This is a genomic window from Pseudoalteromonas byunsanensis (genome assembly GCF_001854475.1).
Lineage (GTDB): Bacteria > Pseudomonadota > Gammaproteobacteria > Enterobacterales > Alteromonadaceae > Pseudoalteromonas > Pseudoalteromonas byunsanensis.
The window spans coordinates 244,691-259,546 of the sequence record NZ_MNAN01000027.1 but is presented as its reverse complement, the minus strand read 5'-3'; the positions used below and the strand labels follow the sequence as shown (position 1 = coordinate 259,546).

Here is a 14,856-nt window from a genome sequence, read left to right as displayed (position 1 = left end):
ATTTAGTGATGGAATTAGCAATTAAAGGCGCTGGTGCGCTTGAAGTTTCCGAAGCTACTTTTGGACGTGAGTTTAACGAAGCATTAGTACATCAGGTAGTTGTTGCTTATGCAGCAGGTGCTCGTCAAGGTACTCGTGCTCAGAAGACACGTTCTGAAGTAAGAGGCGGTGGTAAGAAGCCATTCGCTCAAAAAGGTACTGGCCGTGCTCGTGCTGGTACAATCCGCAGCCCAATCTGGCGCAGCGGTGGTGTGAGCTTTGCAGCTAAGCCGCAAGATCACAGCCAAAAAGTTAACCGTAAGATGTATCGCGGTGCGATTAAGAGCATCTTGTCTGAGCTTGTTCGTCAAGAGCGTTTAGTTGTTGTTGAAAACTTCGGTTTAGAAGCACCTAAAACTAAAGAGCTAGTAGCTAAGCTTAAAGAGCTTGAGCTTAAAGACGTGCTTATCGTGACTGAAGAAGTAGATGAGAATCTATTCCTTTCTGCACGTAACCTTTATAAGGTTGACACACGTGATGTAGCTGGCATTGACCCAGTAAGCCTAATCGCTTTCGATAAGGTACTAATTACTGCAGGTGCTGTTAAGCAACTTGAGGAGGCGCTAGCATGATCCGTGAAGAACGTCTTTTAAAAGTAATTCTTGCTCCACACATCTCTGAGAAAAGCACTATTGCTGCTGAAGAGAACAACACGATTGTTTTCAAAGTAGCTAAAAATGCAACTAAAGCTGAAGTTAAAGCTGCAGTTGAGAAGCTTTTTGAAGTAGAAGTAACTGGTGTTCGTACTTTAAATGTTAAGGGTAAAACAAAGCGTACTGGTATGCGTTTCGGTCGTCGTTCAGACTGGAAGAAAGCCTACGTTACTCTTAAAGAAGGTAGCGAGCTAGACTTTGTCGGCGGCGCCGAGTAATAAGGGGAGTTAGAATTATGGCACTTCAAAAGTGTAAACCAACTTCTGCGGGTCGTCGTCACGTCGTTAAAGTGGTTAACCCTGATCTACATAAGGGTAAGCCATACGCTCCGCTTTTAGAGAAAAACTCTAAATCAGGTGGTCGTAACAACAACGGTCGTATCACGGTTCGTCACATCGGTGGTGGTCACAAGCAACACTACCGTTTAATTGACTTTAAACGCACTAAAGATGGCATTCCAGCCACTGTTGAGCGTCTAGAGTACGATCCAAACCGTAGCGCAAACATCGCTCTTGTATTATATGCAGACGGTGAGCGTCGTTACATCATTGCACCTAAAGGCCTAAAAGCCGGTGATCAGATCCAGTCTGGTGTTGACGCACCAATCAAAGCTGGTAACACATTACCGATGCGTAACATGCCTGTAGGTTCGACTGTACACAACGTAGAATTAAAGCCAGGTAAAGGTGCGCAAATTGCACGTTCTGCTGGTGCATACGTTCAAATCCTAGCACGTGAAGGTCAATATGTGACTCTACGTCTTCGTTCAGGCGAAGTTCGTAAAGTTGAATCTGACTGTCGCGCTACCTTAGGTGAAGTAGGCAATGCTGAGCATATGCTTCGTTCACTAGGTAAAGCAGGTGCTAACCGCTGGCGTGGTATTCGTCCGACAGTTCGTGGTGTTGCCATGAACCCGGTTGATCACCCACACGGTGGTGGTGAAGGTCGTACTTCTGGTGGTCGTCACCCTGTGTCTCCATGGGGCAAGCCTACCAAAGGTGCTAAAACACGTAAGAACAAGCGTACTGATAAATTAATCGTACGTCGTCGTACTAAGTAATAGTTGAGGAATTGCCATGCCACGTTCTCTCAAGAAGGGTCCATTCATTGACCTACACTTGCTGAAGAAGGTAGAGAAGGCGTTGGAAAGCGGTGACAAGAAGCCTATAAAGACTTGGAGCCGTCGTTCAATGATCATCCCTAATATGATCGGATTGACCATCGCAGTCCATAATGGTCGTCAGCACGTCCCTGTATTTGTTTCGGACGAAATGATCGGTCACAAACTAGGTGAATTTGCACCTACACGTACTTACCGCGGTCACGCTGCGGATAAGAAAGCTAAGAAACGTTAATCGGAGGGTATGATGGAAGCATTAGCTAAACACAAATTCGCCTCTGGTTCGGCGCAAAAAGCACGTCTAGTAGCTGATCAGATCCGCGGACTACCGGTAGATCGCGCTCTAGAAATCCTGGCGTACAGCCCAAAGAAAGCGGCTGTATTAGTTAAAAAAGTACTTGAGTCTGCTATTGCGAACGCAGAGCACAACGAAGGTGCTGACATTGATGAGCTACGTGTAGCTACGATTTTTGTGGACGATGGTCCTACAATGAAACGTATCATGCCACGTGCTAAAGGACGCGCAGACCGCATCCTTAAGCGTACAAGCCACATCACTGTTGTGGTTTCGGATAGCTAGGAGATATAAGTAATGGGACAAAAAGTTCATCCTACTGGTATTCGCCTAGGTATCTCTAAACCTTGGGTTTCTACCTGGTACGCGAATACAAAAGATTTCTCTGCACAGCTTTTTGGCGATCACAAAGTGCGTCAATACCTTACTAAGGAATTGAAAGCAGCTTCTGTGTCTAAAATCGTTATCGAGCGTCCAGCTAAATCAATCCGTGTAACAATTCACACAGCTCGTCCTGGTGTTGTTATCGGTAAAAAAGGCGAAGACGTTGAAAAGCTTCGTCAAGCTGTAACAAAGATTGCGGGTGTACCTGCTCAGATCAATATTTCTGAAGTACGTAAGCCAGAGCTAGATGCACAATTAGTTGCAGATGGCATCGCATCTCAGCTTGAGCGTCGTGTTATGTTCCGTCGCGCTATGAAGCGTTCGGTACAAAATGCAATGCGCATTGGTGCTAAAGGTATCAAAGTTGAAGTAAGCGGTCGTCTAGGCGGCGCAGAAATCGCACGTTCTGAGTGGTATCGTGAAGGTCGTGTACCTCTACATACTCTACGTGCTGATATCGATTATGCAACTTCTGAAGCGTTAACCACTTACGGTATCATCGGTGTTAAAGTTTGGATCTTCAAAGGCGAAGTAATTGGTGGTTTACCACTAGTTCAAGAGCAAGAGAAGCCAGCTAAACGTGCGCCGAAGAAAGCCAAAAAAAGTGCTAAGTAAGAGGTAGCGATTAATGTTACAGCCAAAACGTACAAAATTCCGTAAAGTGCATAAAGGCCGCAACCGTGGTCTTGCAAACAGCGGTAACAAAGTAAGCTTCGGTTCTTTCGGCTTGAAAGCAACAGGTCGTGGTCGTATGACTGCTCGTCAAATCGAAGCAGCTCGTCGTGCTATGACACGTCACATCAAGCGTCAAGGTAAAATCTGGATCCGTGTATTCCCAGATAAGCCAATCACTGAAAAGCCGCTTGAAGTTCGTATGGGTAAAGGTAAAGGCTCTGTTGAGTACTGGGTTGCTGAAATCCAGCCAGGCAAAGTACTTTACGAGATGGAAGGTGTTTCAGAAGAGCTTGCTCGCGAAGCATTTAACCTAGCTGCTCGTAAATTACCTTTCAAAACAACATTTGTAACTCGGACGGTAATGTGATGAAAGCTAGCGAACTTAAAGACAAAAGCGTAGAAGAGCTAAATGCTGAACTTCTAGAGCTACTACGTGAGCAGTTCAACCTGCGCATGCAAGTAAGCACTGGTCAGCTAGCTCAAACTCACGAGCTGAAAAAAGTACGTCGCAATATTGCGCGTGTTAAAACGGTTATCAACCAGAAGGCAGGTGCATAATGAGCGATAAGATCCGTACTCTTCAAGGTCGTGTACTAAGCGACAAGATGGACAAATCTATCGTTGTTGCTATCGAGCGTCAGGTGAAGCACCCTATCTATGGTAAATTCATCAAGCGTACAACTAAGATGCACGCACACGACGAAAGCAACACTGCTAAAGCAGGCGATACAGTTACTATCCGTGAATGTGCGCCGATTTCTAAAAAGAAATCATGGACTTTAGTTGAAATAGTTTCACGTCCTAAGCAAGCTTAATTTTAGTTTTATACTAAATTTAACTTTGTTTTCAAAAGCCCCGGCCTTGGTCGGGGCTTTTTGCATCTTAGCCTTTTAATTATGAAATTGGTCGTAGCTATCGTTTTATAATTGGCGGGGACCATATCAGTTATCGGGTGTCTTGAGCATTGCGCTTTTTATGTGTGTTTTGCCTATACATAGGATTGCAGATGAGCAAAGAGCTGTGCAAGTTCATTCCAAAACCTTATCGTCATAAGAGCTCAAGTGTATCAGAGCATTGCTACTAACACATGGCCCTAATCAGTGGAATTACCTAGCTGATGATAGTATTGATATGCAATTTAATTGTATCGCAATAGGCAAGGCTAGTGCGGTGATAGCACAAAATGGCGAGTTAATTATTGGGTTTGCAGCTATTTTATTCGGTGATGCCTGCCCTACAAGCTTGGCAAAATATGATGATTTGAAAGCTGCCGCATATATCGGCGATGTTGTCGTGCATAGTGATTATAGTGGCAAAGGTCTTGCTCACAGTTACTCAAAGGTGCAATTAAACTCGCATCAGCTCAAAAAGTAAAAACGGTTTTTGTCGAACGCCATGAAGAAAACCTGGCGTCTGCGGGTATGATGAGGAAGGTTGGTTTTGATATTGTTGAAACGTATTTTGACCCACAGCGTAGAACATCAGGTTCAAGAAATACGGTTGTGTTGAAATATTCGCTTTAGCTGTCAGTTTTAGAGTTGTGAGCACCGTAGTGAATGCTCTTTCAAAAAAGCTCAAAATAGCTGCTGACTCAAATCATTTCTATGACTCAGTTAGCAAGCTATGTAGATTTATAAATTTAGTCAGCGAGTACAAACTCAGGTTTGACGAGTCCTAAACTCGTATCAATAGAAAACTGCTTAATTTCTTCCAATGTGTCAGCATAAAGGCCAGTTAACATGCCTATCCATGAGTAATCAGAAGTTCCTACAGATGGAATTGTATTGCCCGCAAGTGCAAATTGAGTATGCTCACACCATTGATAATGGAATATAATCCAAATATCGAGGTGTAAAATGACAAAAAGAACGAATAGAAGCCATCCCTGAGTTTAAGCTGGAAGCCGTCGCATTGGTCACAGAACAAGGTTATAGCGTTGCAAAGGCCGCAGTATCTTTGGAGAACACTGACAAGTTACTATACAGCTGGAAAGCTAAGTTTGAAGCAGAGCAATCTGGAATGAGCTGAGTTGTTGAAACTTCGCAAAGAAAATAAAGAGCTTAGGATGAAAAAAGAAATCCTAAAATATGCCTGTCGTGCTCTATGCAATAGCCTCTTGCTAAAGGAAACCAAGTAACGTTTAGAACAATTAAACAGCTCTCGTCGATGTTCCCTGTTGCGCAGCTTTGCAAAATAATAGGTGTGAGTCGCAGCGCTTATTATGCTTGGCTGAAGCGGCTAGTTAAGCATATTGCACTTGAGCAGCCTAATTTATATCGAAGTGCCAAGGCTATTTTTAAACGTATCGAAATAGCTTGGTTTACCGTGAGCTAAAGAAACGGTTATGCAAGGAGGGCTTTTAGGTGAGCAACTATGGTATTCAACAACCCATGAAAAAACTCGGCTTAACCGTGTCACAACGGGTTGCTTATAAGCTGACGACGAAGCGTGAGCGCGGTGATAGTGTAGCTGATAACCTATTAAATCAAAAGTTTAATCCTGTTGCAGCAAGTCAAGTTTGGGCTGGTTATGTCACGTACTTTAGAACGCTTGAAGGCTGGATGTATTTAGCGATTTATACTCCAGGCGAGTTATCGGTTGGCATACAGATAAGCGCATGACGACTGATTTAGTAAGTAAAGTTATGATAAAAGCGTATAACTTGCGTCAACCACCGATAGGTTTAGTGTTCCACTTTGCTCGTGGATCACAATATACCAGTAAGCGTTACCGTCATTTATTGGTGGGCTTGCTGGGATAACGTGGTTGTAGAGCACAGCTTCGGTAGCTTAAGCTTGATTGGTTGTTGAAAGTGCCTCCTCCTACATGTGAACATATGGGAGAAGACGTCACTGCGTATATGCGCTATTACAACTTAGAAAGGTTGCATACTGCTAATGGTGATTTGTCGCCAGCGGGATATGAACGAAATCCTTTAAGAAAAGTGTCCTGATTTAGTTGTGCAGAACAGTTAAGTTTGTATGAAATTTGTGCGAATGCTACTGTTGTTTACTAAAAAGCGAAGTTGGTAACGCTTTCGGATTAAGCCTCTCACAATTCGTTAGGTATGAATATGGATTGCCTGCGTAGCTCGTAAAAATAGCGTAGTTATTTGTGCTACGTGTGTGGCTCAAAATAATCTTTGAAAAAGAGAGTAAATATTTTAGTGTGCTGAAGGAAGCGAGGGACCACGAAGCCCTATTGGTAGAACAAGGGCTTCATTTAATGCGTTTTATTCTTCGTTGATTATCGGCACTTCAAGTCCCATGTCTTCCATAATCTTACGCACTTCTTCAGGCACCTTTTCAGGATTGTCTTTTCTCAAGTCTTCATCACTGGGTAGTGGCTGGCCCGTGAAAGCATGTAAAAAAGCTTCACATAGTAGTTCGCTATTGGTGGCATGGCGCAGATTATTTACCTGACGGCGAGTACGCTCATCAGTTAATACTTTTAATACATTTAGCGGGATAGAGACGGTAATTTTTTTTACTTGCTCAGATTTTTTACCGTGCTCTGCATATGGGTGAATATACTCACCATTCCATTTAGCCATAGTGTTGTTGTTGCCTCAGTGTTGGGAATGCTAATAAGACTGGGTTCGTCAACGCGTTTATTAACTATGTGGCATAAACTACTAGATGTACCTATGATAGTTTATTCAAAAACGCAGTCTTATTAGCAATACTAATTTGTTAAGTGGCGAAATTTTATCGGTTTAAATAAGATAGTCAAATACTAGTTAAATAGCCATGTAGAGGTATAAATGTTTTGACTTCTAACTTTTAATCATCTAACCTTTTAGACGTCTAAACATCCAACTATCTAGGTGATGATATGAGTGAGAGTGAAAAGTCTACCATCGCAGTACGTTATGGCATTGATGCTGATAAACATCATGGTGCCGTTGTGCCACCACTATATTTGTCTACGACCTATTCGTTTGCTGATTTTGATACCAAGCGTGATTATGACTATGGTCGCAGCGGTAACCCAAATCGAGATATTTTGGCACAAACACTGGCACAATTAGAGGGTGCAGAACGAGGTATTATTACTGCAACAGGTATGGCAGCTGTTCACTTGGTGACTCAGCTACTTAATCACGATGACACCTTAGTTATTCCGCACGACTGTTATGGTGGCAGTTACCGTCTGTTTACGTCACTACAAAAACGCGGCTTATTGAAATTGGTTGTGTTAGATCTCACACAAGAACAAAGTTATGAGCAGATCTTGGCGATAAAACCTAAGTTGGTTTGGATTGAGACACCAAGTAATCCAATTTTACGATTAACCGATATTGCTGCGGTGGCAAAAGTTGCCAAGCAAGCGGGGGCGTTAGTTGCGGCTGACAACACGTTTTTATCTCCTGTGTTACAAAACCCAATCAAGCTTGGTGCAGATATTGTAGTGCACTCAACAACCAAGTATATCAATGGACACTCGGATGTTGTTGGTGGTGCTGTTGTTGCCAAAACAGCTGAACTAGGTGAAGAGCTTGCTTGGTGGGCGAACAATATCGGCATTACGGGCGCACCTTTTGACAGCTACCTAACTTTAAGGGGGTTGCGTACGTTAAACGTTCGCTTAAAGCAGCATCAAGAAAATGCACTTGTTATTGCTAAATACCTTGAACAGTCACCCTATGTGAGCCAAGTTTATTATCCAGGTTTAGAATCTCACCCTCAGCATGAGCTTGCAAAGCGACAGCAGTCAGGGTTTGGAGGAATGGTGAGTTTTGATATTAAAGGTGGTATTAAAGATTCAGCGGCATTCTTAACTAGCCTAAAGCAGTTTTCATTGGCAGAGTCGTTGGGTGGGGTTGAAAGTTTAATATGTCACCCAGCAACCATGACGCACGCAGGAATGGAAGCACAAGCCCGATTAGAGGCTGGTGTAGGTGATACCTTGATCCGCATTTCAGTCGGCATCGAAGATGTACAGGATCTAATTGACGATCTTGAGCAAGCTTTTGCAAAAGTACAGCCTGGCTCTGCACACGCATCAGATGAAGGCAAAGCATTTAAGTTAACGCCGGCTCATACGGCATTGTGGTAAGACGATGACAAAAGTAGTGCATAAATTTGGTGGTTCAAGCTTAAGTTCTGCCGCGCGTTATCAAGCTGTTGCGCAAATAGTGTTGGGTCAATGCCTAGCAGGAGACTGCGTTGTGGTGTCAGCTGCTGGTAAAACTACCAATACACTAGTAAAGCTTTGGCAAAGCTATAAGCAAGACGATAACCAAGGATTCAGCGATATTTTATTACAGCTGGAAAACCATCAGAATGAATTAATTGAAGCCTTGCTTGTGGGTCACAATAGAAGAGACTTAATCGCGCAGTTAGACACTGAACTACAAGCTATAACAGAGCAGGCTAAACAAGGTGTGCTACATGAAGCTACTTTGCTTGCTCATGGAGAGTTGTGGTCTGCGAGAGTTTTGGCGCACCTTCTGAGCCAACAGGGGTTTACAGCTCAGCACGTTGATGCGAGACGATTATTTACTTTGCACAATGGTCAGCTGTTGCATCAGCAAAATAAGCAAGCTTGTAAGGAGCTGTTACAGGCTAATGTATTGTTTGTTGTGACAGGCTTTATCGCCAGTGATGTAGATCACAAAACAGTGACACTGGGACGTAATGGTAGTGACTATAGCGCGACACTACTAGCGAGTTATCTTGATGCTGATAAGGTATCAATCTGGACAGATACACAAGGGGTTTTTAGTACTGACCCACGTAAAGTGGCAAGTGCCATAAAATACCCCAAGGTATGCAGGTCTCAGGCACACTTGTTGGCACGTTTGGGTAACCCTGTGTTGCATGCGAAAACTTTGTCACCTTTGAAAAATACAAAGATTAAACTGCAAGTGCGCAGCAGCTTTGATGTCGAGGCTGCGCCAACTGAAATAGTCAAAGAAGGCTACAGTAAAGCAAAGCGTTTTATCACGACTTTCGAAGATTTAGATTTAATTCGTGTTGATGCTCTGCAGCAAGGAGAGGTGGGTGAGTTAAGTCAGCTGATACAGCATAGTATTCATCACTTTAATGCCCAAGGTGAATGTTACCTATTAGTACCTGCTGATTATACTCACGCGGTGCTTCAGGCGTTATCCGGGCGCGCGAATATTGTTGAAAGCGCTCTGCAAGGGTTTGCAGTGGTTGCGTCACCGAGTGATATAGCTCAGTTGCAATTACAAGCCACGCAGCTGCTGAGTGAGCAAAATGTAGTTGTTAGATTTTTGCATTGTGATAAAGAGTATGTGTTATTTCTAACCGATCAGGCGATTGATAGTGATGTTCTGGCTATTCTACATGACAAATTAGTTAACAAAGGTCGAGAGCTTGCAGTGATCATTGCTGGTTTAGGTAATGTAGGTGAGGTGTTTGTCGAACAGTGTCAGCGTCAAATCGAACAGCTAAAACAGCAGTTTGATGTAAAAGTGGTCGCTTTGGTTCGTTCCAAGCAGATGTTGTTTTCGGCCAGCGGGATTGCAATTAATACTTGGCAACAGCAATGGCAAAATGAAGCCGTTGCGTATGGTAATGCTGAGTTAATTGAGCGCATTGGTGAATTAGACTACGAGCATAAAGTGGTAATAGATATTACGGCTAGTGAAGCGTTTAGTCAGCTTTATCCGCAGTTTATTAAGCAAGACTGTCATTTGATTAGTGCCAACAAGTATGCTGGTACAGCTGACAATGCTTGGTACCAGAAGCTACGAGAGCAGCTAAGTGAGCGCAACCTTTATTGGCGTTATAATACCAGTGTGGGCGCGGGACTACCGATCAATTTTGCCTTGGCTGATCTACAGCACAGTGGCGATAAAATCACTCAGATTGAAGGTGTTTTTTCAGGGACACTCTCATGGTTATGCAGCAGCTTTGATGGTTCAACGGCGTTTTCTGAATTGGTCTTACAGGCGCAAGCGATGGGTTATACCGAGCCTGATCCTCGTGAAGATTTATCTGGCAGAGACATGCAGCGTAAACTTCTTATCTTGGCGCGTGACATTGGCCTGACATTAGACATAGAAGATATTGCCTTGGAGCCGCTAATGCCTGCTGATATGGCCCATGGCAGCTGGGATGAGTTTTTAGCACGTCGCGAGCAACTTGATATTTTCTATGCTGATCAATACCAACAGGCGAAAGCGCAGAATAAAGTGCTACGTTACACCGGCTCACTGTGCTTGGATGAGCACGCCAAGGTCACTGCTAAGGTAGGTATCGCTTTTGTAGACGCGCACTCAGCCATCGCTCATCTTACTCCAGGTGACAACATTTTTGTGATTAAGAGTGTTTGGTATGAACATAACCCCTTGGTATTACAAGGCCCAGGCGCTGGTAAAGAGGTCACTGCAGCCGGTATTCACTCTGATTTATATTGGCTGATACAAAGGCTTAAGTAAGCAATATAAACATACAAAAAAGGCGATATTTCTATCGCCTTTTTTGTATTTAAAATAACTCTTCACGTATCGGTTCGTTGTCAAATGGTGTGCTGTTATCCTCATCCAACGCGTATTTTGTAGGGGCAGTGCCTGATTCAAAGTACTCAAAGCGGCTAGTGTGATCATTTTTGTTACTTAAAAGCCCTGTTTTTAAATCAATACGAGTAGAGATCAAACCTGGCGGTGGCTCAATTGGTGCCACCGGTTGGTCGGCTAATGCCACCTGCATAAAATCAACCCATGCGGGTTGCGCCGTGGTTGCCCCCGACTCAGCCCCAACAATTTGATTACTCCCTAAGTTGGCGTTGTATGCTGCACGCCCAAGTGGTTTACCCGCATCGTCGAAACCAACCCAGACAGTGGTCAGCACATTGCGATTAAATCCGCTAAACCAAGTATCAACGGAGTCATTGGTGGTCCCCGTCTTGCCTACCAAGTCACGGCGTTTTAACGCTTGTGCGCGCCAGCCTGTGCCCGTCCACCCAGTTTTATGACGCCAACTGCCTCCGCCCCAAATCGCACTATGCATAGCGCTGGCGACTAGAAAGGCATTTTGCTCTGAGATCACTTGAGGTGCGCAGCGTTGTGGATGTGTCTCCAGTTGCTGCTCGTCACAGGCAATGAGAGGCTCTGCTTTACCTAGTGTCTTGCCAAAAGCATCCTGTAGCTCTTTGATAAAGTATGGCTCGATCAAATGTCCACCGTTTGCAAAGGTACTCATTCCGCGTGCCATCTCTAAAGGGGTAATAGCCGCACTACCAAGTGCCAATGACTCACTGCGGTTAATGTCTTGATCCTGAAAACCAAACTTCAGTAGGTGATCGGCGGTGCGCTCAAGTCCTACGCCCTTGAGAAGACGTACTGAAACAACGTTCTTAGACTGCGCTAATGCTCGGCGAATGCGAATAGGCCCGTTGTACACTTCTGGACTATTTTTTGGGCGCCAGGCTACGCCAACACTTTTATCCCACTGATTGATAGGGGCATCGTTGATGATGGTTGCTAAGGTATAGCCATTTTCAAATGCTGCAGAGTATATAAAAGGTTTAATATTAGAACCAACCTGCCTTTTGGCTTGAGTGGCTCTATTATATTGGCTTTGCGCAAAGCTGTATCCGCCAACTAGAGCTTTTATTCGACCACTTTGTGGGTCCATCGATACTAACGCACTGGTTGGTCTTGGGTACTGACTAAGTTGCCATTGTTGCTCATGGTGACGTACCCAGATTTGCATACCCGGTGTGAGTATCTCAGTTGCCGTTTTTGGTGGCATAGCTTGACGGGTATCGGAAATGTAGGCTCTTGCCCACTTTAAACCTGACCAAGGGAGTGTGATGTAATCACCAGACTTTAATAGCGCAGTTGCACTTTGCTCGGCGACATCTACCACAACAGCTGCTTGAAGCGGGTCAATTTCTTTAACATTACGCAGCGTATCTAAAATTTTGTTTGTGCTCATTGATGGCTGCTCTGTATTCCAAAGGATACGTTCCGGACCACGGTAGCCATGACGCATATCATAACTGTGCAAATTATTGATTAATGCTTGTTGTGCGGCTTTTTGTATGGAAGATTCTACGGTCGTGAAGACTTTAAAACCGCTGTTGTAAGCTTTATCTTCGCCGTAAGTCTCCACCATATAACTACGAACCATTTCCGCAATGTAGGGGGCGTAAAGCTCAATTTCGGCACCGTGAAAGCGAGCTGTGATTGGTGCTCTTCGAGCCTCGTCATATTGTGCTTTGGTAATATACTTTTCACTAAACATTCGCCCTAATACGACGTTACGACGCAACTTTGCGCGTGTAGGATTGCGAATTGGATTCAGTGCTGAAGGAGCTTTGGGTAAACCTGCAATCATCGCCATTTGCGCTAAGGTGAGTTCATGTAACTGTTTGCCGTAATAAACCTGTGCCGCCGCGCCTATACCAAAGGCTCGATTGCCTAGTTCTATTTTATTTAAATACAGTTCGAGAATTTCATCTTTACTCAGTAATTGTTCGATATGAAGCGCAATAAAAATCTCTTTAACCTTCCTGATATAAGCTTTTTCACGGGTTAAGAAAAAATTCCGTGCTAATTGCATGGTTATGGTACTGGCACCTTGCTTCTTCTGACCGGTGCTGATCAATACAAATGCTGAGCGAACAATCCCGATGGGATCAACACCAAAGTGCTCATAAAAACGGTTATCTTCGGTTGCCAAAAAGGCCTGCAACATGGGAGTTGGAATATCTTCTATTTTGACCGGTATTCGACGCTTTTCACCAAATTGATTGATTAATTTCCCATCTTGAGTGAAGACTTGCATAGGGGTTTGCAGCTGTACGTCACGTAGCACTTCTACGCTTGGTATATCTGATTTGACATAGTAATAAAGACTGATTAACGTTAGCAGAGCCAAAATGCTCATAACGATGAAAAATTGTGTTGCTCTTCTCAATAAAGTCACGGAATGTTCCCTAGTTAGACTCCCAATTATAGGTAGACACTGCTAGTATATCTTGAATAAAAAACGATTAATATTTTTTGTCGTTATAATTATAACTTGTTCAAAGTTAAAACAAAGGGTAAAGACCACACGCATGCTCAGTAATTTATTCCAGAAGCAGGCTCCAATGATGATTGGTATTGATATCGGCTCTCATTGCGTCAAGGCTGTGCTGTTATCGAAATCGGAGGCTGGCTACCGTGTTGAGGCAGTAGCGATTGAGCCTGTTCCTAAAGGAGCGATGGCAGAGCGTGCTATTCAAGATATTGAAGCAATCGGTCGAGTCATAGGCAAAATTAAAAAGCGTATCCCAAGACTGACCCAGTATGCAGCGGTGGCCGTGTCTGGGCAAACGGTGATCACGAAAGTGATTTTTATGGATGTGTCATTAACGGATGCTGAATTGGAGTCGCAAATTGCGATCGAGGCAGACAGCTTGATCCCATACTCTTTGGATGAAGTGAGTATTGATTTTGAAAAAATCTCAGTCAATGAAGCAGATCCTTCTAAGATGAATGTTTTGCTCTCAGCAGCACGCACTGAAAGTGTTGAAGCGCGAGTTGGTGCTTTAGAGGAAGGTGGGTTACAAGCAAAAGTAGTAGATGTTGAAAACTATGCCTTGAGTCGTTCATTAAGTATTTTGTACGGGCAGCTTCCAGCCGATGCTTTCGATAAAACAGTAGCCATCTTTGATATTGGTTCGGTGATCAGTCTTGTGAGTGTGGTACTGTCGGGTAAAACAATTTATACCCGCGATCAAGTGTTTGGTGGGGAGCAGTACACAAACAGTATTGTAGCTTATTACAACAAGTCGTTTGATGAGGCTGAGATAGCCAAAACAACTGGAGATTTACCTCCTAACTATATTTTTGAAGTATTGGCTCCATTTCAAACCTCGTTGTTACAGCAGATCCGAAGAGCGGTGCAGATGTTCATGACCAGTAGCGGTAAGGAGCAGGTTGATTATATTGTGCTCACGGGTGGCACGGCGTTAGTAGAAGGCCTTGATCGATTGTTAATTGAAGAATTAGGCATTCACACTATTGTTGCTGACCCATTTGCCGATATGGAGATAGCACCTAAAGTTGATCGTAACGTGTTGGAGCGCCATAAACCACAGTTTGCGATTGCCACAGGACTAGCATTGAGGAGTTTTTCTTCATGCCACATATAAATTTATTACCTTGGCGTGAGCAACGTAGACAGGCGTCCCAGAAAAAGTTTTTAACCATTATTGCGGTGAATATTGTCGTGGTGATGTTTATTTTGTATTTAATAGGTTCGTTTTACGACAGCCTCACAGCGGGGCAGCAAGTCAAAAATAATTTCTTGAGTTCGGAAGTGGCGAAATTAGATAGTCGTATTGTAGAGATCAATGATTTGAGTCAGCAAAAAGAAAATCTGCAACGACGGATAAATTTGATTGAAGAGCTACAGAGCAATAGAAATTTGGGCACGCAAATCATCGATGAAGTTGTACGGGTTGTTCCTGCGGGTGTTTATTTAACGAGTTTGGAACGTAAAGAAAACTTAATTAAAGTGGTTGGACGCAGTGAATCAAATAATCGTCTGTCACAAATGTTACGCGGGGTTGAAAGTTCATATCTACTTGAACGACCAACCATTCAGGGCATTGTCACAGGTGAGCAAAATTCTCGCTTATTAAGTGACTTTACGATGCATTTTTACGTGAAGCCGTTTCGTGAGATAGACACCAATGCACGTGCTCAGTAATCCGTTACCAGT

Annotated in this window: 16 protein-coding genes and 1 pseudogene; 15 read left to right on the top strand and 2 right to left on the bottom strand. The window is 43.7% G+C overall.

The features are described 5' to 3' along the window. The first annotated feature begins 8 nt into the window (after window positions 1–8). The 11 genes and pseudogenes from rplD to BIW53_RS07165 all read left to right on the top strand — a co-directional run bounded on the left by rplD (window position 9) and on the right by BIW53_RS07165 (window position 6,119). Window positions 9–611 (top strand): 50S ribosomal protein L4, encoded by a 603-nt coding sequence (rplD, locus tag BIW53_RS07220; protein ID WP_070991184.1) that lies wholly within the window; start codon window positions 9–11, stop codon window positions 609–611. Continuing rightward, window positions 608–910, top strand: a complete 303-nt coding sequence (gene rplW / locus BIW53_RS07215) for a 50S ribosomal protein L23 (RefSeq protein WP_070991183.1) — start codon at window positions 608–610, stop codon at window positions 908–910. Before rplD ends, rplW begins: the two co-directional genes overlap by 4 nt. A 17-nt stretch (window positions 911–927) precedes the next feature. Next, on the top strand, window positions 928–1,752 hold the full coding sequence (rplB, locus tag BIW53_RS07210; protein ID WP_070991182.1) for a 50S ribosomal protein L2: 825 nt from the start codon (window positions 928–930) through the stop codon (window positions 1,750–1,752). Window positions 1,753–1,768: 16 nt separating this feature from the next. Then, window positions 1,769–2,047, top strand: a complete 279-nt coding sequence (rpsS, locus tag BIW53_RS07205; RefSeq protein ID WP_010561269.1) for a 30S ribosomal protein S19 — start codon at window positions 1,769–1,771, stop codon at window positions 2,045–2,047. A 12-nt stretch (window positions 2,048–2,059) separates the two neighbouring features. Next, window positions 2,060–2,392, top strand: a complete 333-nt coding sequence (gene rplV / locus BIW53_RS07200; RefSeq protein WP_058031283.1) for a 50S ribosomal protein L22 — start codon at window positions 2,060–2,062, stop codon at window positions 2,390–2,392. 12 nt (window positions 2,393–2,404) lie between these two features. After that, window positions 2,405–3,106, top strand: coding sequence for a 30S ribosomal protein S3 (rpsC, locus tag BIW53_RS07195; protein WP_070986410.1), 702 nt, complete (start codon window positions 2,405–2,407; stop codon window positions 3,104–3,106). Between the two features lie 13 nt (window positions 3,107–3,119). Continuing rightward, on the top strand, window positions 3,120–3,533 hold the full coding sequence (rplP, locus tag BIW53_RS07190; protein ID WP_070986409.1) for a 50S ribosomal protein L16: 414 nt from the start codon (window positions 3,120–3,122) through the stop codon (window positions 3,531–3,533). Further along, window positions 3,533–3,724 carry a 50S ribosomal protein L29 gene (gene rpmC, locus BIW53_RS07185; protein ID WP_070986408.1) on the top strand — a complete coding sequence of 64 codons (192 nt, stop codon included), beginning with the start codon at window positions 3,533–3,535 and terminating at the stop codon, window positions 3,722–3,724. Before rplP ends, rpmC begins: the two co-directional genes overlap by 1 nt. After that, the gene (rpsQ, locus tag BIW53_RS07180; protein ID WP_070991181.1) at window positions 3,724–3,981 is read left to right on the top strand and encodes a 30S ribosomal protein S17; all 258 of its coding nucleotides are present in this window, start codon (window positions 3,724–3,726) and stop codon (window positions 3,979–3,981) included. The genes rpmC and rpsQ overlap by 1 nt, the downstream gene beginning before the upstream one ends. Window positions 3,982–4,297: 316 nt before the next feature. Further along, window positions 4,298–4,540 (top strand): GNAT family N-acetyltransferase, encoded by a 243-nt coding sequence (locus BIW53_RS07175; protein WP_139158794.1) that lies wholly within the window; start codon window positions 4,298–4,300, stop codon window positions 4,538–4,540. Between the two features lie 498 nt (window positions 4,541–5,038). Continuing rightward, window positions 5,039–6,119 (top strand): annotated as a pseudogene (locus tag BIW53_RS07165) (IS3 family transposase). A 279-nt stretch (window positions 6,120–6,398) separates the two neighbouring features. On the opposite strand, the gene metJ reads toward BIW53_RS07165, so the two are convergent. Then, window positions 6,399–6,719 carry a met regulon transcriptional regulator MetJ gene (gene metJ / locus BIW53_RS07160; RefSeq protein ID WP_070991178.1) on the bottom strand — a complete coding sequence of 107 codons (321 nt, stop codon included), beginning with the start codon at window positions 6,717–6,719 and terminating at the stop codon, window positions 6,399–6,401. A gap of 281 nt (window positions 6,720–7,000) precedes the next feature. On the opposite strand from metJ, the gene metB reads away from it, so the two are divergent. Both metB and metL read left to right on the top strand, forming a co-directional pair. After that, a complete protein-coding gene (gene metB, locus BIW53_RS07155) occupies window positions 7,001–8,224 on the top strand; it encodes a cystathionine gamma-synthase (protein ID WP_070991177.1) in 1,224 nt (407 codons plus the stop codon). Window positions 8,225–8,228: 4 nt separating this feature from the next. Next, the gene (gene metL, locus BIW53_RS07150) at window positions 8,229–10,577 is read left to right on the top strand and encodes a bifunctional aspartate kinase/homoserine dehydrogenase II (protein WP_070991176.1); all 2,349 of its coding nucleotides are present in this window, start codon (window positions 8,229–8,231) and stop codon (window positions 10,575–10,577) included. Window positions 10,578–10,626: 49 nt separating this feature from the next. On the opposite strand, the gene BIW53_RS07145 is transcribed toward metL, so the two are convergent. Beyond that, on the bottom strand, window positions 10,627–13,071 hold the full coding sequence (locus tag BIW53_RS07145) for a penicillin-binding protein 1A (protein ID WP_070991175.1): 2,445 nt from the start codon (window positions 13,069–13,071) through the stop codon (window positions 10,627–10,629). Between the two features lie 133 nt (window positions 13,072–13,204). On the opposite strand from BIW53_RS07145, the gene BIW53_RS07140 reads away from it, so the two are divergent. Beyond that, window positions 13,205–14,284 carry a pilus assembly protein PilM gene (locus tag BIW53_RS07140; protein ID WP_070991174.1) on the top strand — a complete coding sequence of 360 codons (1,080 nt, stop codon included), beginning with the start codon at window positions 13,205–13,207 and terminating at the stop codon, window positions 14,282–14,284. Further along, window positions 14,272–14,844: a PilN domain-containing protein gene (locus tag BIW53_RS07135; RefSeq protein ID WP_070991173.1), complete on the top strand. Its 573-nt coding sequence runs from the start codon at window positions 14,272–14,274 to the stop codon at window positions 14,842–14,844. Before BIW53_RS07140 ends, BIW53_RS07135 begins: the two co-directional genes overlap by 13 nt. The last annotated feature ends 12 nt before the right edge of the window (window positions 14,845–14,856 follow it).